The organism is Williamsia sp. DF01-3, from assembly GCF_023051145.1.
GTDB lineage: Bacteria > Actinomycetota > Actinomycetes > Mycobacteriales > Mycobacteriaceae > Williamsia.
The window spans coordinates 747,069-765,056 of record NZ_JALKFS010000005.1 but is presented as its reverse complement, the minus strand read 5'-3'; the positions used below and the strand labels follow the sequence as shown (position 1 = coordinate 765,056).

The following is a 17,988-nucleotide window of genomic DNA, read 5'->3' as shown; positions in this document are numbered from 1 at the left end:
TCGGTCGGGAGACGGCCACTGTTAGTGGCAGGTCCCCGATAGTCGGGCCACGTGGTTGTAGAGCCACGGGTAATTAGTCGATCTCGCATTCCACGGGATGATGCCGGTGGGTGCATTGGGCAGCATACTCGGCCGGTGTTCGGTAGCCGAGCGATGAGTGCCGGTGTCGGTGGTTATGGTCGTCTTTGAAGTCTTCGATGACCACGCGTGCCTCGAGCAGGTTGGTCCAGTGGTTGCGGTTCAGGCATTCCTTCCGTAGGCGATTGTTGAACGATTCGATGTGCCCGTTGTTCCACGGCGTGCCCGGAGGGATGTAAGAGATACCTACCTTCTTGTCGCAGAACTGTTGCAGCGCATGGGAAATGAACTCCGGTCCGTTGTCCATTCGCAGCACTTGCGGCGGCCCACCCCACAGCGCGAACGCTTTGCCCAGCTCGACGACCAACCGGTCGCTCGTGATCGATCGCTCGACGATGTTCAGGACCGACAGTCGGGTGTGTTCGTCGATCATCGACGCGATCTTGACCGCTTTGCCGTCGATGGTGGAATCGAACTGAAAGTCCAGTGCCCACACCACCTTCGGTGCATCTGCGTCCACGAATGGAACCGAGGATTGGCCGGCCCGTTTGCGGGGATGGTGGATGCGGACCTGCAGGCCTTCTTCCTTCCAGAGGCGGTGCACTTTCTTCTTGTTCACCTCACGGTGCTCGTCGAAGCGCAACGCCGCCCAGGCCCGCCGGAACCCGTGCAGCGGGTGTTTGGTGGCGTATGTGCGCAACCAGCCACGCAGTTCGGCGTCCGGGTCGGCTGTGGTTTGCGCGATCGGGGTACGACTGTAGGTAGAGCGGGCAAGCCCAACAGCTTTGCACGCCAACCGCTTCGACACGCCCAGTGTTTCCACGAGCATGTCGACGGCGCGGCGTTTGGCAGCTGGGCTCAGAATTTTCCCTTGGCCACCTCACGCAGCGCGTCCTTCTCGAGCTCGGCGTCGGCGAGCAGACGTTTGAGTCGGCTGTTCTGCTCGCGGAGCTCTTTGAGCTCCTTGGCCGCGTCGGTGTCCATACCGCCGTACTGGCGGCGCCAGTTGAACAGCGTTGCCACCGACACCTCGAGTTCGGCAGCGATCTCCTCAGAGGTCTTTCCGGCCGCCTCCAGCTCGTCGCCCTGGCGCAACTTGCGCACGATCTGCTCCGCGGAGTGCCGTTTCCGTCCAGCCATGATGTTCATCGTCCTTCCAACCCCAGGTCGGGGCAACAAAGACTCTAAAACCTCGTGGACTCATCTACCGGGGACACGCCATTAGCAAGAACAGTACCGACATAGGTAACTAGATTGTAATTGTGCATCGCGATAGGGATAGTCGAGCTGCAACCGCGCCTGATTGGCAGTCGCGGCCTACTTAAGACTGAACCCGGCGTCCGCTTTGGTCTCGGTACCGGTGATCCACTTGGCCTGGTCAGAGACAAGGAAAACCGTATCGGTGGTGTCCTCTGGCTGCACCATCGGTACGTCGAGCACGTTGGTCGATCCAATTCGATTTGCCTTAGGGCCTGGAGAGCCGGGAACGTCGCTGTAGCGTTGCTCAACTGGGCGGCGACAGGCGGAACTTGTCAAGGTGTCCGAGTCCAGCGGGTGTTTAGTGTTAGGTGGCGGTCATGGTCTCCGTGTCGGTGTCAGGTTGGTCGGCGGGCTGATTGATCCAGGCGGCGTCCGGTAGCGCAAGAATTCTCGGTGCTACCCGGGCTGTGCTGAATCGGTATGGATGCTGGGCACGTGCGTTTTCGAGCACGGCTCGGCGCTGTGCGGCTTTGTCGTCGGCCAAACCGTAGTAGATATCGGCGGGGGTATGTAGGCCGATCCCGCTGTGCCGGTGTTTGTGGTTGTACCACTGCGTGAACTGGTCCATGAAATCCCCTGCATGACTCAGTGATTGGAATCGTTCTGTGAAGGTTGGACCGTATTTGAGGGCTTGAACAGTGATTCTGAATACGGATTGTCGTTCGATACCCTCGGCCGTGAGTGGCTTCGGGTGACCTCGAGGTCAGCGCATAGCGTTGCCACGGTGTTGCTGGTCATCGATGCCCCGCGGTCGGCGTGAACAACTTGTGGGATGCCGTGAACGTTGAAGATGTGTTCCATCAATTCCTCTGCCAGCACCCCTGATTCGTGGTTGTGGACGTGCACTCCGACGATGTAGCGGGAGTAGATGTCGATCATGACGTAGGCGTCGAAGTACTGGCCTTTGACCGGGCCGGCAAGTGTGGTGATGTCCCACGAGTACACCTGCCGCGGGGCGGTCCCAACCAACTCCGGGCAGGCTCTGGCTCGATGCCGTGCTTGTCGTCGCCGGTCTTTGACCTGCTTGTTCTCGCCCAGCACCCGATACATTGTGGATACCGAGCACAGGTAGGTGCCTTCGTCGAGGAGCTGGGCGTAGATCTACAACGGCACCTGATCAGCGAACCGGTCACTGTTGAGGACCTGCAGGATACGTAGATGTTCGGTGAGGTCGAGTTAGTTGACTGGGTCGGTGCGCTGCGTAAATCTGCGGCGGTGGCGCAGCCGCGGCCACGTGGCGTCGTGCCGCGGTCGAGCGAACCATCCCGGTCAACACGCTCGCGGTCCGGGTGCTGACCCTGACGCCAAGCAGGTCATCGTAGGCGACGACCATCGTTTGTTGTTCTTGTCGCCCGAATCCGCGTTCTCGGAGAGACTCTTCAAGAGCGCGTGAGCGCGTGAGCCTTTGCCCTCGAGAACGCCCGCGTCGCGGTGCTTGCGCCATTCGCTGATCAACATGAGCACAAGCTCTGTTGCCTTCCGTACCTCGCCCGCATCAGACGGGGTTGTTATGAACCGCTGGACTCAACTCCCCTGACACGCAGGGCGAGGCAGATGGAAACCTCGCGGCGCCATACGCAGCGCATGCCGGCCTTGGCCCGGCCACGCTGTGCCCTCTACGGCGTCGCCACGCTCTACTTCGAGACCGACAACGCTGACGGCTTCTGCGAACCTGGATTCTCCAAAGAACGCCGTCTGGAGCCGCACATCACCGCCGGCCTCTCGTTCATCCTCGGTGACAAGATTCCGATCGTTCCCTACCTGATCGGCAAGTGGCACAGGGATAATCCAGATCGACCCCACCGGATCGGCTCGTGTTGACTCAGCCATGCGCTCAAAGGTGCCACCAAAATCGTGAACGGCGACTTCGAAAACAAGGCCCGAACCTTGGCCAATACCAGCTCTCCGACACCACAATTCGGTGGTCGATTCCTATCACCGGCTGCGGCGAATCGAGAAAGCCTCCTCATGTCGAAATCCGCCCTCGGCTGTTGGGCTTGCCCGCTCCGCCTGCAGGCCGACCCCGGTCACCCAGACGACCACGGGGCGGACCCACGAGATACGCCCTATACGGCGGCGCGACCAACGGCAATCACACCTTCTGCGTTGTCCGGTATCGAATCGGCGGACGAGTCTGATGAGGACGCTTGGTCCGCTGTGTGCCCGCCTGGCGGATCTGGCAAGAACTTGGCAGCACCATTGACCGCGATCACACATAGCGCTCCCGTCAACAATGTTGCTGTCCACACGATCCAGGCAGTCGCACCGCCGTCGAGATGAAGGGCAACGATGATCGGGGCGCCCAGCCCGAAGTTTGCCCCGAACATGGTCATCGGGAACAGCACGAAGAGACTCAGAAGCCCCCACGCAGTTGAGACCCGCCGCCAGAGCTGCACGGCCAACACGGTGAACAACACGACCTGAGTGCCTTCAAGAACACCGATCACCAACGGGTACTCCCATATTCTGAGCACATGCTCCCCGTAGTATGTGTAAACGCCCGTGCCAGTACCTATTATTTCAAACACGCATGAGGTGACAATCTCGGCGGCCCAGACGAGGAATATACCCCTACGGCCAAGCCGGCCTTCGTACATTCGTCTGCCGGCGTAGAGACACGCGCTCGCGTAAAGGATGATGTAACCGCTGTGAGTCCAGTTCGGTTGAACAATGCCGAACGCTGAGAAATGCGAATACATTGCGCCTGACCTACCGTCATGAACGTCGTAGAACCACAGGTCGAACGCAACATCGTATAACGGCTCACCGAAGGCAGCGACCCCGGCAGCGAGACACGCAATGACGTAAAACGGTGTCCGCTGCTGAATGCACATCCGGCCGGCGATTACCAACATCACAGCCACAATGCTCCAGCTGAGCCAGGTGAAGACGTCCTGCCAAATCAGGCTCAGCTCGTGTTGCATCACCTCAGATGGAATGCCTCCCATGACGTCTCCTTGCTACCTCGTTGAAAGAACCGGCTGTGCTGTCCACCTCGAAGGGTTCGGGTGACAGGGCTCACAGTATGTCCGCGATCGCAGGCAGGCATCCCCCGCGGGGGGAAGAGACCAACACTTTAGGAGGACAGATGAGTGAATGCGAGTTGCAGTCGTGGCCCCGCACAACGAGTGTGCGCAAGACATCCGACTCTCGATGATCTGGGCGTCAGTCGAACATTCGCGCCGACGGGACTCTGTCGAGGTGAATACCGTATTTAGAAGGCGCGATGTGAATGTTCAAGAACAACAGTGCACATCGAATCGACACCCGATGAAGTCCATGATCAGCGGTGTGGCGGACGGCATTCGCCTCATTGGGAACCCCCAGAGGTACCTCACTCCACCTCATAGAGCATGTCGAACCGTTCGTCGTGCGTGGCCCGATGATTGGTATCGCCCCGGTCGCCAATCGTCGCGAGCCCCGGTATGGCCGGGTCACCACCACCACCTCCGAGACCATCGTCGAAGAAATAGGAGATCAGGTCACTCTGGCGCGCCATGACGGCAACCTACTCTCGGTTGGCACTAAACAGGTTCGCCAGAAAGAGACCGTTAAGCAGTTGCTCTATGGCGCCTCGGAGAAGGTCGGGAAGAACTCACGGTTCAACAAGATCGCGGTCCTGAGCCGGCGCCGGGCGTTCATACAGTCCGCGGCAGTCGTACTAACGCTGGTGGGCCTGGCGTATGTGTTCGGCCTGCTGCCACCATTGGAGTGCCCACGGCGCACGATGATACGTGGCTACGGGTGGCTGCCTGGGTCGTTGCTGTTGGGCTGGTGACGTTACTGGGGGCCGTGGTCCGGCTGTTGACTCATGGTCGCTACGACGTGGAGGACGTGTCAGCCGGTGGCGCCGCGCTCACGCTCTCAGAGAAGCCGCAAACGTTCTTCGATAAGTACATCGATGAGATCGTGCACTACTTCTCGCAAGAGCCGAAGGACATCGTCATCTTCGAGGACCTCGACCGTTTCGAGGACCCGAACATTTCCGAGGCACTTCGTGAGCTGAACGTGCTCCTCAACGACACCCCCTGAGCGGCGCAAGAAGCGCAAAGGGAACCGCCTCGGGCGCGGGATCACGCACGTGCTCCGCCGAGTGAACGAGAATTGGGTCGTCTGGCAGGTCCCCGATAGTCGGGCCACGTGGTTGTAGAGCCACGGGTAATTAGTCGATCTCGCATTCCACGGGATGATGCCGGTGGGTGCATTGGGCAGCATACTCGGCCGGTGTTCGGTAGCCGAGCGATGAGTGCCGGTGTCGGTGGTTATGGTCGTCTTTGAAGTCTTCGATGACCACGCGTGCCTCGAGCAGGTTGGTCCAGTGGTTGCGGTTCAGGCATTCCTTCCGTAGGCGATTGTTGAACGATTCGATGTGCCCGTTGTTCCACGGCGTGCCCGGAGGGATGTAAGAGATACCTACCTTCTTGTCGCAGAACTGTTGCAGCGCATGGGAAATGAACTCCGGTCCGTTGTCCATTCGCAGCACTTGCGGCGGCCCACCCCACAGCGCGAACGCTTTGCCCAGCTCGACGACCAACCGGTCGCTCGTGATCGATCGCTCGACGATGTTCAGGACCGACAGTCGGGTGTGTTCGTCGATCATCGACGCGATCTTGACCGCTTTGCCGTCGATGGTGGAATCGAACTGAAAGTCCAGTGCCCACACCACCTTCGGTGCATCTGCGTCCACGAATGGAACCGAGGATTGGCCGGCCCGTTTGCGGGGATGGTGGATGCGGACCTGCAGGCCTTCTTCCTTCCAGAGGCGGTGCACTTTCTTCTTGTTCACCTCACGGTGCTCGTCGAAGCGCAACGCCGCCCAGGCCCGCCGGAACCCGTGCAGCGGGTGTTTGGTGGCGTATGTGCGCAACCAGCCACGCAGTTCGGCGTCCGGGTCGGCTGTGGTTTGCGCGATCGGGGTACGACTGTAGGTAGAGCGGGCAAGCCCAACAGCTTTGCACGCCAACCGCTTCGACACGCCCAGTGTTTCCACGAGCATGTCGACGGCGCGGCGTTTGGCAGCTGGGCTCAGAATTTTCCCTTGGCCACCTCACGCAGCGCGTCCTTCTCGAGCTCGGCGTCGGCGAGCAGACGTTTGAGTCGGCTGTTCTGCTCGCGGAGCTCTTTGAGCTCCTTGGCCGCGTCGGTGTCCATACCGCCGTACTGGCGGCGCCAGTTGAACAGCGTTGCCACCGACACCTCGAGTTCGGCAGCGATCTCCTCAGAGGTCTTTCCGGCCGCCTCCAGCTCGTCGCCCTGGCGCAACTTGCGCACGATCTGCTCCGCGGAGTGCCGTTTCCGTCCAGCCATGATGTTCATCGTCCTTCCAACCCCAGGTCGGGGCAACAAAGACTCTAAAACCTCGTGGACTCATCTACCGGGGACACGCCAGTTGAGCTAGTGCAATACATCCCGAAGCTGGTGCGTCTTTACCGCGGTAAAGACGCACCAGGCTTCATCACCTACTCATTCGTCACGTGACAGAGCGGACACCAACTCTTCAATCTGCTCGGGTGAGAACACATCACGAACTGCTGTCGCCAGCGTCGCGGGATCTGTGCGTAAACGCCGAAGCGCACGAACAGCAGCTTTCGGGGACGGCGGGTCGGCAGGCGCTGGAGTGGGCTTGCCCGCCTTATCGTCTTTCGGTTGCTCCTCACGCTCCTGGGCAGCTTGCCAGGCTGCGACTTGGTCTGCTTGTGGCACCGTGGCCAGCGATCGGGCATCTCGCAAAGCGAGTTCGCCGCCCGCAACGACTCTTGCAGTTCGGGCGCGAGCTTGAGTAGAGCACGGCGTTGCGAGACCCAGCCTTCACTCCTTCCGAGCCGCTTGGCAGCGATACCTGCTCCCCCGAGCTCGGCGACCATCAGTTCGACTGCATGTGCCTCTTCGAGTACATCGAAGTCTTCTCGGTCGATGTTCTCCACGACCGCCGCCCACAGGACCGTTTCCCGATCTGCTGCAAGGCTGTCGCGAATCACCACATCTAAGCCGTCCCGGCCAAACTTGCGCGCGGCAGCCAGCCGGCGACACCCGTTGACCACCACCCACTGCGCTTGGTCAAGGTGCTGCTCATCCTCGGGCCACAATGCGAGCCAGGCTGACCGGCTGACAACAGTTCCAGGCTGGAGCTGACGAAACTTGATCGACTCCAGGTCATCGAGATTACGAATGGCCGCCCTAGGATTTCGCGGGTTCGCTACCAGCTGCGTCAGTGGGACATTCGCGCGAAAATGTCCATCGGACGGGGCAACAGTGACATCAACAGGGGATCTATCCCCAACTGACGTGGCCAGGCTTGCGAGGTCGACTCGCCCTCCCTTGCGTGCCATCACCGAGTTCCTACTTCGAGCTCCAAGCAGAGGCGCTGAAAGTCTTCGCGAGCCTGGAGGCCTACGCGATTCGCCGCGTACTCGGTAACGACCTTGCCTTCTGCTGCGGCCCGAGAGTGCACTTTATAGTGACGCACCACCGTGTTCGCCAACGGCCAACCTTGAGATTTGACGAACGCTTGGGTCTGCTCGAGATCGATCCTACTGTCACGCGGATCCCAGTCATTGATGACGACGATGAACGGGATACCCCTTGGCTGAAGGACTTTCAGAATTGTCCTGGCCGTGGGATCAAAGGCCAGCGGCTCAGGAATGATCGGCACGATAACCAGGTCAGCAGAGGACAGCACCGCGTCAAGCGCAGCCCCCGAGGCGCCATTCTCGGTGCTTCCTGGGGTATCACCGATCCAACCCGGGGTGTCCACGACAACATGCTCGACCCCGGGCAGGTCACTTAGGCCGCGGAGGATATCTGCATTGTCATGCGCCTGGGCGATGCGGAAGGGGAGCTCGCTGACGCGCTCCGCCCACCAAACTGCCGACCCTTGGGGGTCGATCGATACTGCCAAGACGGGCGAGACGCCATCGTTCGTCCCTGGGGTCGTCATTACGTCCGCTTTCACGGCCGCCAGATTCATTGCGAGAGTTGATTTTCCCACTCCGCCTTTTTGATTCATCACTACATGGACCGACATTTCCAACCTCCGTGTGCTTCGCCGCTAAGCGGCTACTTCGGACTGATACTTGCGACTGTTGTAACCGGGGCGTACCGATTGCCGGCTAATACATCGAACTTCGTGCGGTCTGATCCGGACCCCCCATGGCAACCCCAATTTTCCGCACCCACGTTGTCCGCTCCACGCCCTCTAGCCCCGCGCCTCACTTGGCGCGTGGCTATCGGTATCACCACATCTCCGATGATCAGTCAGAGCAGTGGCGCCTCGGGGCCGGTCACCGAGGAATTACAAAGGGTGCACAGGCAACGGCGGCAGGCTGGTTATCGTCGGGCCTTGCGAAGAAACGACGGCAATCTGGGCGCAGCACAGAGGAATTCGACACATCCCGGTCAGAACTGGAAATGTGTTGCTCTACGCGAAAGGGCGCGTTATCGTTTGAGGAGAGACCTCCGTTCACATGGTTGGCAGGTTTCAACGCCCCCGACGACCGGTGCTCGTAACACCGAGTCATTCCAGCCGGGGGCGTTCACGTTGGATTTGTAGGTCAGGCGACGCCGCTGCCACCTCGAGCAGCTTGTTCCTCTAAGCGCTCGATGAACTCATCAATCGCTGTATCAGGGAACAATCGGCGGCTTCCAACCTTGACGGATCGGATGTCGCCAGCGCTCAACCTGTTGTAGATGCTGGCTCGGCTCAGCCCCGTCATCAACGCGGCTTCTTTAACTGTGTACAACCTGCGTGTCACATTGCCTCCATTTCTGCGGCCGTGGAACGCAACTTACATGGATATCCAGGGTTGTCCACGGGTCTGCACCACAGACTAGCTTCGGCGTTGTAGTAACGCAATATGGGCTTAGATCCGGGTAGACTGCGTTCTTGTGACGCAGCAGTGGTCGGAGGAGATTGTGGAGCGGGTCGGCCGTGAGGTTCGGCGGCTCCGAGGGAAAGACCACGCCAAGATGAGTGCAGCGGGGTTGGCCGATCGGACAGCGGCGCTAGGACATCCCATTTCACGCTCAGTGATCGCCGATCTCGAAATCGGGAGAAAGAAAAGTCTTGACGTTGCCGAGTTGCTTGTCCTCGCACAAGCACTGCAGGTCGCTCCCGTCCAACTGGTCTACCCGGACTTGCCGAAAGGCGACGTCGAGGTGCTGCCTGGACGGTTCGTCGAATCCCATGAGGCGCTTCAATGGTTCTCTGGTGTCAGTGCGTTGTTCAGTCCTTTGCAGGAATCGACAGACTCAGAGCGGTCAGTTCAGATTGAAGTCCGAGAAGTGTTCGCATCTCAACGCGATCGGGTCTCGCCCACTCGTGAATGGTTGCTCGCGTTGCGCGCGATGCGCGCAGCGCAGTCTCAACTACGTCGTGCGGTCTCACGAGGCGCTGGTACTGACGAGGTCGAGACGCTCCAATACGTCTATCTGACGTCGAAGGAGCAAGCAGAAAGGGCGTTCGAAGAGATGGTAGCGGCTGGGATGCCAGCTGGCGACGGCGATTCCGGGGTATAGGGCTCGTTTCGAGAACAACGACTGGGGGGTAGACGCGTGGGCAGAGAGCGCCTGAAACCAGGTGAGTGGGGGAAAATCTTAACCTACAAGCGCGGCCGAGTTCATATTGCACGGGCGAGACTTCGCGACCTTGATGGACATCTCCAGACTCGTCGAGGCGAACGGTCCGTCTGCCGACTCTGCGCGGCGGACTCTTCAGTCGAAACTGCAGTCGCGCGTTTATGTCGACACAGGGGCGGCTGCCCTCACCCAGAAGTCCATGGTGAAAGAGCTAGCCGCGCACTGGTTCGAGCTCAAGAAGCCGCCTAATGTTTCGCAGCAGACCTACAATCATTACCTCGACGTTTGGCGGCGACTTTGCGAGCCGCGGATTGGTGAGCTCACAATCTCTGAGGTAACGGTGGGGAAGATTGACGGATTGCTGCGCGAAATACATGGTCGGACTCCAAGCTTCGCACGCCACGCAAAAGTGTTGTGTCGCGGCATCTTCGGCGAGGCCGTCCGCCTGGACATAATCAATCGGAGCCCAGCTCTTGAAGTCGGCCGTCTAAAGTCAGCGAAGCGTGAACCAACGCGAGCGGTTTCGGACGCTGTCTTCGCTGAGGTTCTACGCGCGATAGACCGGTACTCCCGCGGCGAGACTCTATTAGCCGACGGCTCAGTCGTCGTACGGCCCGGGCCAAGACCGTCGGCAGACCTGCGTGACGCCCTAATCCTCTTGCTAGCGACCGGGGCGAGAATCGGCGAAGTGCTCGCGATCAAGTATGACGACGTGGACTTAGACACCGCACCCCCTCAGCTGACGATATGCGGAACGCTTGTAACTCCGCGACAGCGGGGCGAGACCCTCCATCGCCAGACGCACCGCAAAGGCGGAGCGCCCAATGTCACCGTCTTGCTACCGCAGTTCGCTGCCGCAGTGTTGCAACGCCGAATGAACGAGCCCACCTTCGCGAACCCGCACGGAGCCGTCTTTGTAACGAGCACCGGAAACTGGCTATCCCCATCGAACCTCCGCCGCTCGTGGCGCGCGGCACTGGGACCGGAGCTTTCGTGGGTGACACCGCACTCGTGTCGGCGGACAGTCGCGACCTTGGTAAAACGCGAATACGGCATCGAGGCCGCACAGGAGCAACTCGGGCACGGCAGTACAGCTATCACAGAGGCTCACTACATCGAGCGAGCCAGTGTCGCCCGTGACGTTCGCGCAGCACTCACCACTTACGGACTGGCTTTCGAGCAAAGTGATGGCAAAGTGATGGATTTGGAACGGATCTCGTCGAACAACGAAGGCCAGTAACAGCGTCACCGCTGGTACTGGCCTTCGTGTAGTGCGCCCGAAGGGATTCGAACCCCTAACCTCTTGATCCGTAGTCAAGTGCTCTATCCGTTGAGCTACGGGCGCGTGCTTGTGTTCAGTTGTACGTCAGTCTGGTTGCACTGGCGGAGGCGAGAGGATTTGAACCTCCGGTTCCGTTTTAGCGGAACAACTCATTAGCAGTGAGTCCCATTCGGCCGCTCTGGCACGCCTCCTGGTGGAGTCCTTTCGAACTGCCGAAGCAAAAGATTACACAGTCCGCGGCAGCCAGAGCAAACCGCCTCGTCGCGCCACCTCCGTGACAGCAAGAGGCCCTGGTGGGAGCATTCCCGGGCCTCCCCTAGATTGGTTGGGGTGACCCCGCATATCCGCCCCGATCTCGCCGACGTCCCCGCCTACGTGCCCGGCAAGAACGTGCCCGGTGCCCTCAAACTCGCGAGCAACGAGACCACCGACGGCCCCCTACCGGGTGTTGCCGCCGCGATTGCCCAGGCCGCGGCCGGCGTCAACCGCTACCCCGACAACGGTGCGGTGGAGCTGACCAGCGAGCTGGCCAAGCACCTCGATGTTGCTCCGGAGAACATCCAGACCGGCTGCGGGTCGGTCACCCTCTGCCAGAACCTGATCACCATCGCCACGCAGCCTGGAGACGAGGTGCTCTTCGCGTGGCGGTCGTTCGAGACGTACCCGTTGGCAACCCGGGTTGCCGGTGCGACACCGGTCCAAGTGCCATTGACCGCGAGACGAGTGCACGATCTGCCTGCGATGGCCGATGCCATCACCGACCGCACCCGACTGGTGTTCATCTGCAACCCGAACAACCCCACTGGCACCGTCGTCGACTCAGCTGCCCTGCACGACTTCATGGAACGGGTCCCGTCCGATGTGCTCGTGGCGCTCGACGAGGCCTACTACGAGTACGTCAGGCCCACCGAGGCCCAACGCTACGACGCTATCGAACTCCACCGCCGCTACAAGAACCTCGTTGTGCTGCGCACGTTCTCCAAGGCCTACGGTCTGGCCGGGCTACGGGTCGGTTATGCAATCGCCGACCCGGCAGTCACCAACGCGTTGCTCAAGGTGCATGTGCCCTTCAGCGTGAACTCCTTGGCCCAGTCAGCGGCAATCGCTAGCCTGCATGCCAAAAACGAACTCCTGGCCCGGACCGATTCGGTGGTCTCCGAGCGCGAGCGGGTCACGAGCGAACTCCGCGCCGCCGGATACAGCGTGCCGTCGAGTCAGGCGAACTTCGTGTGGATCGACCTCGCCGACGACTCCACGCGTTTCGCCCAGGAGGCGATGGACGCCGGTGTGATCATTCGCCCGTTTGCTGGCGAAGGCGTGCGGATCACCGTCACCCATGCCGCGGAGAACGACCGGTTCCTGGCTTTCGCCCGCGACCGCGCGTCCCGCTGAACTGCCGCGCTAATCAGAGGCCGGGCGACAGGGTCGGCCACAGCGTCTTGAGGTCCTCGGCCCAGTACGCCCAGGAATGTGTACCGATCACCTGAAAGTTCTCGGTGGCGGGGATCCCGGCGGCGCGCATCCGAACGGCGAACTCGATCGAGCACCGGTAGGCGCCGATCTCGAGGTAGCCGCCGACGGCAACTGCTTGGTCTTTGGTGAGGCCAGGGTCGGGCACAGTGCGCCGATCTAGGGGCCCGGGAACACCGGACCCGGCAGAGATGTAGATCTGCTTGCCATGCAGGGCATCGAGGCGTCCGGAAGGATCATGTTCAGCCCAGCCGGGCGAACCCCACGGTCCCCACATGTTGGTGGCGTCGCCGCCGTCTTTGGCGACGGTTGCACGAACGTAGCTCTCGTTGATGGGGCCGCTCACCGGCGGGCAGCCGCTCATGGATCCGACGCCGGTGTACAGCGAAGGATGACGGGTTGCGAGCGCGAACGCCGACTGGCCACCCATCGACAGCCCGGCGACCGCATTGTTGCCATTGCCGTTGTAGGTCTCGTCGATCAGCGGAGGCAGTTCCTTTGTCAGGAACGTCTCCCACTTGGGCTTTCCCATCTCCGGATCGCGACGCTGCCAGTCGGTGTAGAACGCACCCCGCCCCGCGGGAAGGACCACGTTCACGTCTTTGTCAGCGAAATACTTGTCGGCACCGCCCTTTTCGATCCAGTCACTGACCGTCGACGACTTACTCCCGGCACCATCGAGCAGGTACAGGCTTCCCCGCGAGGACGACGGATCGCGGGGCAACAGCACGGTGACGTGAACGTCCCCGCCCATTGCCGGTGACGTGATGGTCAGGTCTTCACGCTGGTCGCCGACCTTGACGACCTTCTCGATCGTCGCCTCACCGGCGGCTGGGGTGGCGTTGGCAATGACGGACGTCGACGCCAGGAGCGCTCCGCACGTGGCCAATGCACCGAACAAGCGGACCACAGACATGGTGCGAGGCACGGGACCACTCCTTCAGATAGCCGACTTCTTGACCCGCGAAGACTACCCAGCGTCAGTACTGAGAGCAACGAAATGACAGAAGCCTCACATATTCGCCGCCTGTGGCGACGGCTACCCTCAACCAGGCGGCTTGCCGGCCTGCGCCGACCGACATGGAGGATATGAACTATGGGCACCGAGACGCGTGGGGATACAGGCGATTTCGCATTTGTCGCAGATGTGCCGGTGCGCTGGTCGGACATGGATGCTTTCGGACACATCAATCACGCCCGGATGATCACCCTGATGGAGGAGGCGCGCGTCGCCTGGCTGCTGAGCGTCGGCGAGCAGTACGCGCCGCTGATCAAGAGCGCCATGATCGTCACCGTCGAGATCCGGTATCAGGCCCAACTGCGCCATGAGGACAGTCCACTGCGAATTGCAATGTGGATCAAGGGATTCCGGTCAGTCGACTTCACGATCGGTTACGAGGTGAGGTCGGCGACTGCCGGCCCGGACTCCAAGCCCGCCTGCGTTGCGAGCACTCAGATGGCCGTGGTCGACATCGAGAAGCAGCGACTACGACGGTTGACCGATACCGAGAAGTCGTACCTTCAGGAGTGGTCGCACCGTTGAGGACCGAATGCCTCAGCTGTCCGTCTCTTTTCGCAGACGCGGGTTGGTGATCGCCCGACTCGGCGCAGGCACGACCGGCTCCTCGTAGGCCGGCCCCAGAACACCGGTCACGTTGCCCTGCAATATGTTCCGGTAGTCCCGAAGGTGTGTGCGGCCCATACCGAGTTGCTCGCTGAGACGTCGGGTGTTCTCGGCCGACAGCTCTCGCTCGCCGGAGCGGCCTATCAGTTGATCGATGCGATGGTCGATGGTGCCGGCGTAGTTGACCTGCTCGAGGATCCGCAGTTCGTGAGCCGCTGCAGCCACCGCGTCGGCGACATCGGCGAGGGCGGCCACCCGCGCGATCAGCTGCGACCACACCGGACGCAACTCGGCCTCGCGTGAACGCAGCTGCTCACCCAGACGCTCATCGGATGCTGCCACCACACGAACCCGGTCCAACTCGATCCGGACGGTACGGAGGTTGATCACGTCGGCGGAGATCTCCGCCAGCTCGGCATGCAGATTGATCTGGGTCCGCTGCACCGAGAAGTGGTCGCTGCGCCACACGGGCGACCGAACGATCCGGTCGTAGGCACTGCCCGCGACGTAGAGCAACGTCTCGTAGCCGTCGACGAACCGTGCCGCCGACGAACTGTCGTCGTCGGGGCCCTCGATGATCGCGGCCTTCTCCGCCACCCACTGGCCTGCACGTGAACGCCCGTCGGTGAGCTGACCGATCACACCGGCAGCGGTGTTCGCAGCCATCGCACCTGCGCGGCGCAGATAACCGGAGTCGAGGCTGTTGGGGGTCGGGGTGAAGAGCAGCGCGTTGAAGAGCCGCTCGCGGTCGGGAATGTCGAGGTAGAGACCGTCGCGACGCTCCCGGCGGATGCCGCGCACAGTGCCGGCGAACACGGGCTTGGAGGCGGTGACAAGATTTCGGGCGGTCTCTCGCCGACGGGTGAGGGTCATGATCCGCGATCGCAGCACCATCGCGCCGACCCGGGGCATTCGGGGATTACGGAGGTAGTCGTCGAGTTGGTCCAGCTCGCGGTGCAGTCGGCGCAAGTCACCGAAACCGCCGATCGCGGGAATCGGCATACCGGCCGTCGCGCGACGCACCAGCACCGCCCGTGCCGAATCGGAGAGGAAGCCCGCGGCGATCAAGATCGAGGCAGCGTCCGACAGATCCGGATGACGACCGGGGATCTTGGCCTGGTCGCACCAACGGCGGATATCCGCGGCAGCACCACCGTCGGCGGTGAATGCAGAACTGTCGGTCATGTGACCTCCCGGTGAAGCGCTTTCAACCAGTATTACCGGACGCTCACGACCACCGACTTCTTCTTGTGCCACAAAGGGGCGGTGACCTGGTGCAACGCCCAGGCCACGGGGGTGGCCAGCACCACAGTGACGATGAACACCCCGACAACAGATCCGGAGAAGATCGGGTAGCCGAGCATGTCCATCACCAGTTCGAGAACGATCAGATGGACGAGGAAGAACTCGTAGGAGATCTCCCCGAACCACACCACCGCCGGCCGCGACATCACCCGGTTCCACCAGTGGTCCCGTGAGCCGATGGCCAGCGGCGCGATCAGTCCGACCGCGATGACGAGGTACAGCACCGACTTCACGATGGTCGCCGAGAGAGAGTTCGGGGTGATGGTCGGCTCCCCCGCGAGCGACGTGCACGACAACTGGAATGCGAGCACCGCCACCAGCACCGACAGCAGCGGGTGCCAGCTCCGCATTAGCTGACCCAGGATTGCCAGCAGCATCCCGCCGGCGAACCAGATCAGGAACGCCGGCGCCCACAGCCGAGCTGTGACGTCGAGCCCGGCGATGTGATGAGTGGCCACTGCCCAGGCCGGCGACACCAGCATCAACACGACCACTGCGCCGATCATCACGCCCGGACGCCACCGCCCGCCGCACAGCCGGGAGATCACCCACCCGAACACGGGCAGCAACAGATAGAAGACGACTTCGGTGGCCAGGCTCCACATGTGCGTGAGGCCGGAATGGAGGTAGCCGAAGCCGTAGGTCTGGGTGAGGGTCAGGTTGCGGACCAGGCCCTCGGCTCCGTGACCGAGGGTGGAGTTGTCCTCTTTCCAGACGAAGACGATATAGACGCCGAGCACGGTGAGCCAGTACGCCGGAAGAATACGACGGGTCCTGTGCCAGAAGTACCGGCCGACATCGGGGGCCGCTCCGGACTTGCGCAGCGCAGTGACCCAGGGGGTGAAGAGCAGGTACCCCGACAGGACAAAGAAGATCGCGACGCCCACTTCGAGCCGCGCGAAGAACCAGCCCTCGACGTCGTTCGTGTACTTGCCGGTCCAGAACGCCGCATGGGTGGCGCACACCAGTAACGCTGCGACAGAACGGATCCCGGTGAGCGAGTCGACTCGACCGGCGGGTGCGGACCGTACTGCCGGGGCGTCGGTCATGGTCGGTTCGGCCGGGTCAGCCGGCGGTCAGAGCCGCGGCCACCCGTTCCAGTGCGGCGACACGACTGCCCTTGACGAGCACCGCGTCGCCCGAGGCGAGATCGGACAACGCTGCCGCAGCCTGGTCCACGGTCGCCACGTGCCGCGCGTGCGGGCCGTAGTCGGGTGCATCGACGGCGATCACCTCGACGCCCAGTGCACGGGCACGCTCGGTGATGGTCAGATGTTCTGCCGGCGCCGACTCACCGAGTTCGGCCATCACGCCGAGTACCGCGACGCGGCGCGACGCGGCCAGGGTCGCCAGGGAGTCCAGCGCTGCGGCCATCGACGTGGGGTTGGCGTTGTAGGCGTCGTTGAGGATGAGCACGCCACCCTCGGTGCGGGTGAGTTCCATACGCAGGCCGGAGATCGCGGCCTGTCCCAATCCTGCGGCGATCCTGTCCACCGGAACGCCGATGCCGCCGGCAGCGGCCACTGCCGCAAGCGCATTGGAAATCTGATGCTCCCCGCGGGCAGCAAGGGTCACGGCCGTACTTCCCCAGGGGCTGTGCAGGGTGAAACTGCCTCGCAGTTCGTCGTCCAGCGAGATGTTGTCGGCGTAGACGTCAGCGTCGGGGGTGAACCCGTAACGCAACACGGTGGCCGACGTGCGGTCGGCCATGGCCACGACCAGCGGATGGTCGTTGTTCAGTACGGCCAGACCGTCGTCGGGCAGTGCCTCGATCAACTCGCCCTTCGCCCTGGCCACCGACTCGATGTCGCCGAAGAGTTCGAGGTGCACACCTTCGACCCTGGTCACGATCCCGACTGTGGGCCGCGCGATGTCGCACAGCAGGGCGATGTGCCCGACGCCGCGTGCACCCATCTCCACAACCACGGCCTCGGTGTCGTCGCGTGCGCCCAGCAAGGTCAACGGTAATCCGAGTTCATTGTTGAAAGAACGCTCGTTGGCCGCGGTGACGTACGACGTGGTCAGCACCGACGCCAGCAGGTCCTTGGTGGACGTCTTGCCCACCGAGCCGGTGACACCGACAACGGGCCCGGTCAAGCGGCCGCGCGCGGCCCGTCCGAGGTCGGCGAGAGCCAGCGCGGTATCGCGAACCTCGATGGCTGTTCCGCTGCCGTGCCCGGCGCCCCGGCTGGTCAGATAGGTGGTGACCCCGGCCTCGCGCGCCTTGCCGATGAAGTCGTGGCCGTCGCGGTCGGCGACGATCGGCACGAACAGCTGGTCGGGACGCACGCTGCGTGAATCGATGCTCGCACCGTCAATGGTCGTGTCGGGTCCGATCAGACGTCCACCGGTCGCCGCTGCCACATCACTCGCCTTGAATCGCACGCGTCGACGC

16 protein-coding genes, 2 tRNA genes and 2 pseudogenes are annotated in these 17,988 nt (G+C 62.0%); 6 read left to right on the top strand and 14 right to left on the bottom strand.

The features are described 5' to 3' along the window. Positions 1-73 precede the first annotated feature (73 nt). Together MVA47_RS05530 and MVA47_RS05525 are read right to left on the bottom strand one after the other, a co-directional pair. A protein-coding gene (locus MVA47_RS05530) for an IS3 family transposase (protein WP_247207003.1) occupies positions 74-1,218 on the bottom strand; the annotation gives its coding sequence in 2 pieces (ribosomal slippage) (positions 74-951 and positions 951-1,218; 1,146 coding nt in all). 424 nt (positions 1,219-1,642) lie between these two features. Beyond that, positions 1,643-2,790: pseudogene (locus MVA47_RS05525) on the bottom strand (transposase); the annotation flags it as partial. A gap of 107 nt (positions 2,791-2,897) precedes the next feature. On the opposite strand from MVA47_RS05525, the pseudogene MVA47_RS05520 reads away from it, so the two are divergent. Continuing rightward, a pseudogene (locus MVA47_RS05520) lies at positions 2,898-3,167 on the top strand (hypothetical protein); the annotation flags it as partial. A 237-nt stretch (positions 3,168-3,404) separates the two neighbouring features. On the opposite strand, the gene MVA47_RS05515 reads toward MVA47_RS05520, so the two are convergent. Continuing rightward, positions 3,405-4,286 carry a hypothetical protein gene (locus MVA47_RS05515; protein WP_247207006.1) on the bottom strand — a complete coding sequence of 294 codons (882 nt, stop codon included), beginning with the start codon at positions 4,284-4,286 and terminating at the stop codon, positions 3,405-3,407. A 386-nt stretch (positions 4,287-4,672) separates the two neighbouring features. Continuing rightward, a complete protein-coding gene (locus MVA47_RS05510) occupies positions 4,673-4,837 on the bottom strand; it encodes a hypothetical protein (protein WP_247207005.1) in 165 nt (54 codons plus the stop codon). Between the two features lie 212 nt (positions 4,838-5,049). On the opposite strand from MVA47_RS05510, the gene MVA47_RS05505 reads away from it, so the two are divergent. Continuing rightward, positions 5,050-5,370 carry a hypothetical protein gene (locus tag MVA47_RS05505; RefSeq protein ID WP_374474116.1) on the top strand — a complete coding sequence of 107 codons (321 nt, stop codon included), beginning with the start codon at positions 5,050-5,052 and terminating at the stop codon, positions 5,368-5,370. 130 nt (positions 5,371-5,500) lie between these two features. Here the strand turns inward: MVA47_RS05505 and MVA47_RS05500 are convergent. The 4 genes from MVA47_RS05500 to MVA47_RS05485 all read right to left on the bottom strand — a co-directional run bounded on the left by MVA47_RS05500 (position 5,501) and on the right by MVA47_RS05485 (position 9,089). Beyond that, positions 5,501-6,645, bottom strand: a protein-coding gene (locus tag MVA47_RS05500; RefSeq protein ID WP_247207003.1) for an IS3 family transposase whose coding sequence is annotated in 2 segments (ribosomal slippage) — positions 5,501-6,378 and positions 6,378-6,645 — 1,146 coding nt in all. Because the reading frame shifts where the segments join, the coding sequence is not laid out codon by codon here. A gap of 152 nt (positions 6,646-6,797) precedes the next feature. Next, positions 6,798-7,667 (bottom strand): peptide transporter, encoded by an 870-nt coding sequence (locus tag MVA47_RS05495; RefSeq protein ID WP_308280496.1) that lies wholly within the window; start codon positions 7,665-7,667, stop codon positions 6,798-6,800. Beyond that, a complete protein-coding gene (locus MVA47_RS05490) occupies positions 7,667-8,362 on the bottom strand; it encodes a ParA family protein (protein WP_247207002.1) in 696 nt (231 codons plus the stop codon). Before MVA47_RS05490 ends, MVA47_RS05495 begins: the two co-directional genes overlap by 1 nt. A gap of 526 nt (positions 8,363-8,888) precedes the next feature. Then, on the bottom strand, positions 8,889-9,089 hold the full coding sequence (locus MVA47_RS05485; RefSeq protein WP_308280495.1) for a helix-turn-helix domain-containing protein: 201 nt from the start codon (positions 9,087-9,089) through the stop codon (positions 8,889-8,891). 133 nt (positions 9,090-9,222) lie between these two features. Between MVA47_RS05485 and MVA47_RS05480 the strand changes: the two genes are divergently transcribed. Further along, a complete protein-coding gene (locus MVA47_RS05480) occupies positions 9,223-9,852 on the top strand; it encodes an XRE family transcriptional regulator (RefSeq protein WP_247207001.1) in 630 nt (209 codons plus the stop codon). Between the two features lie 133 nt (positions 9,853-9,985). Beyond that, on the top strand, positions 9,986-11,152 hold the full coding sequence (locus tag MVA47_RS05475; RefSeq protein ID WP_247210603.1) for a tyrosine-type recombinase/integrase: 1,167 nt from the start codon (positions 9,986-9,988) through the stop codon (positions 11,150-11,152). 32 nt (positions 11,153-11,184) lie between these two features. Here MVA47_RS05475 and MVA47_RS05470 read toward each other — a convergent pair. Both MVA47_RS05470 and MVA47_RS05465 read right to left on the bottom strand, forming a co-directional pair. Then, positions 11,185-11,257: transfer RNA gene (locus tag MVA47_RS05470), tRNA-Arg, on the bottom strand. A 36-nt stretch (positions 11,258-11,293) separates the two neighbouring features. Continuing rightward, positions 11,294-11,385 (bottom strand) — tRNA-Ser (locus tag MVA47_RS05465). A gap of 139 nt (positions 11,386-11,524) precedes the next feature. Here MVA47_RS05465 and hisC point away from each other — a divergent pair. Further along, on the top strand, positions 11,525-12,586 hold the full coding sequence (hisC, locus tag MVA47_RS05460) for a histidinol-phosphate transaminase (RefSeq protein ID WP_247207000.1): 1,062 nt from the start codon (positions 11,525-11,527) through the stop codon (positions 12,584-12,586). 13 nt (positions 12,587-12,599) lie between these two features. Here the strand turns inward: hisC and MVA47_RS05455 are convergent, their stop codons facing one another. Then, positions 12,600-13,580 (bottom strand): alpha/beta hydrolase family protein, encoded by a 981-nt coding sequence (locus tag MVA47_RS05455; RefSeq protein ID WP_281505016.1) that lies wholly within the window; start codon positions 13,578-13,580, stop codon positions 12,600-12,602. A gap of 180 nt (positions 13,581-13,760) precedes the next feature. Between MVA47_RS05455 and MVA47_RS05450 the strand changes: the two genes are divergently transcribed. After that, positions 13,761-14,207: a thioesterase family protein gene (locus MVA47_RS05450; protein WP_247206998.1), complete on the top strand. Its 447-nt coding sequence runs from the start codon at positions 13,761-13,763 to the stop codon at positions 14,205-14,207. Between the two features lie 12 nt (positions 14,208-14,219). Here the strand turns inward: MVA47_RS05450 and MVA47_RS05445 are convergent, their stop codons facing one another. The 3 genes from MVA47_RS05445 to murF are packed head-to-tail and all read right to left on the bottom strand — an operon-like array spanning position 14,220 to position 17,978. Beyond that, positions 14,220-15,473 carry a hypothetical protein gene (locus MVA47_RS05445; protein WP_247206997.1) on the bottom strand — a complete coding sequence of 418 codons (1,254 nt, stop codon included), beginning with the start codon at positions 15,471-15,473 and terminating at the stop codon, positions 14,220-14,222. A gap of 32 nt (positions 15,474-15,505) precedes the next feature. After that, a complete protein-coding gene (locus MVA47_RS05440) occupies positions 15,506-16,642 on the bottom strand; it encodes an acyltransferase (RefSeq protein ID WP_247206996.1) in 1,137 nt (378 codons plus the stop codon). Between the two features lie 16 nt (positions 16,643-16,658). Beyond that, positions 16,659-17,978 (bottom strand): UDP-N-acetylmuramoyl-tripeptide--D-alanyl-D-alanine ligase, encoded by a 1,320-nt coding sequence (gene murF, locus MVA47_RS05435; protein WP_247206995.1) that lies wholly within the window; start codon positions 17,976-17,978, stop codon positions 16,659-16,661. Between the last annotated feature and the right edge of the window lie 10 nt (positions 17,979-17,988).

What these genes read in the sequence shown, in the direction of transcription:
- MVA47_RS05515 (WP_247207006.1), bottom strand. Translation starts at nt 4,286, where the DNA reads ATGGGAGGCATTCCATCTGAGGTGATGCAACACGAGCTGAGCCTGATT.
- MVA47_RS05510 (WP_247207005.1), bottom strand. Translation starts at nt 4,837, where the DNA reads ATGGCGCGCCAGAGTGACCTGATCTCCTATTTCTTCGACGATGGTCTC.
- MVA47_RS05495 (WP_308280496.1), bottom strand. Translation starts at nt 7,667, where the DNA reads ATGGCACGCAAGGGAGGGCGAGTCGACCTCGCAAGCCTGGCCACGTCA.
- MVA47_RS05490 (WP_247207002.1), bottom strand. Translation starts at nt 8,362, where the DNA reads ATGTCGGTCCATGTAGTGATGAATCAAAAAGGCGGAGTGGGAAAATCA.
- MVA47_RS05475 (WP_247210603.1), top strand. Translation starts at nt 9,986, where the DNA reads ATGGACATCTCCAGACTCGTCGAGGCGAACGGTCCGTCTGCCGACTCT.
- MVA47_RS05455 (WP_281505016.1), bottom strand. Translation starts at nt 13,580, where the DNA reads ATGTCTGTGGTCCGCTTGTTCGGTGCATTGGCCACGTGCGGAGCGCTC.
- MVA47_RS05450 (WP_247206998.1), top strand. Translation starts at nt 13,761, where the DNA reads ATGGGCACCGAGACGCGTGGGGATACAGGCGATTTCGCATTTGTCGCA.
- MVA47_RS05445 (WP_247206997.1), bottom strand. Translation starts at nt 15,473, where the DNA reads ATGACCGACAGTTCTGCATTCACCGCCGACGGTGGTGCTGCCGCGGAT.
- MVA47_RS05440 (WP_247206996.1), bottom strand. Translation starts at nt 16,642, where the DNA reads ATGACCGACGCCCCGGCAGTACGGTCCGCACCCGCCGGTCGAGTCGAC.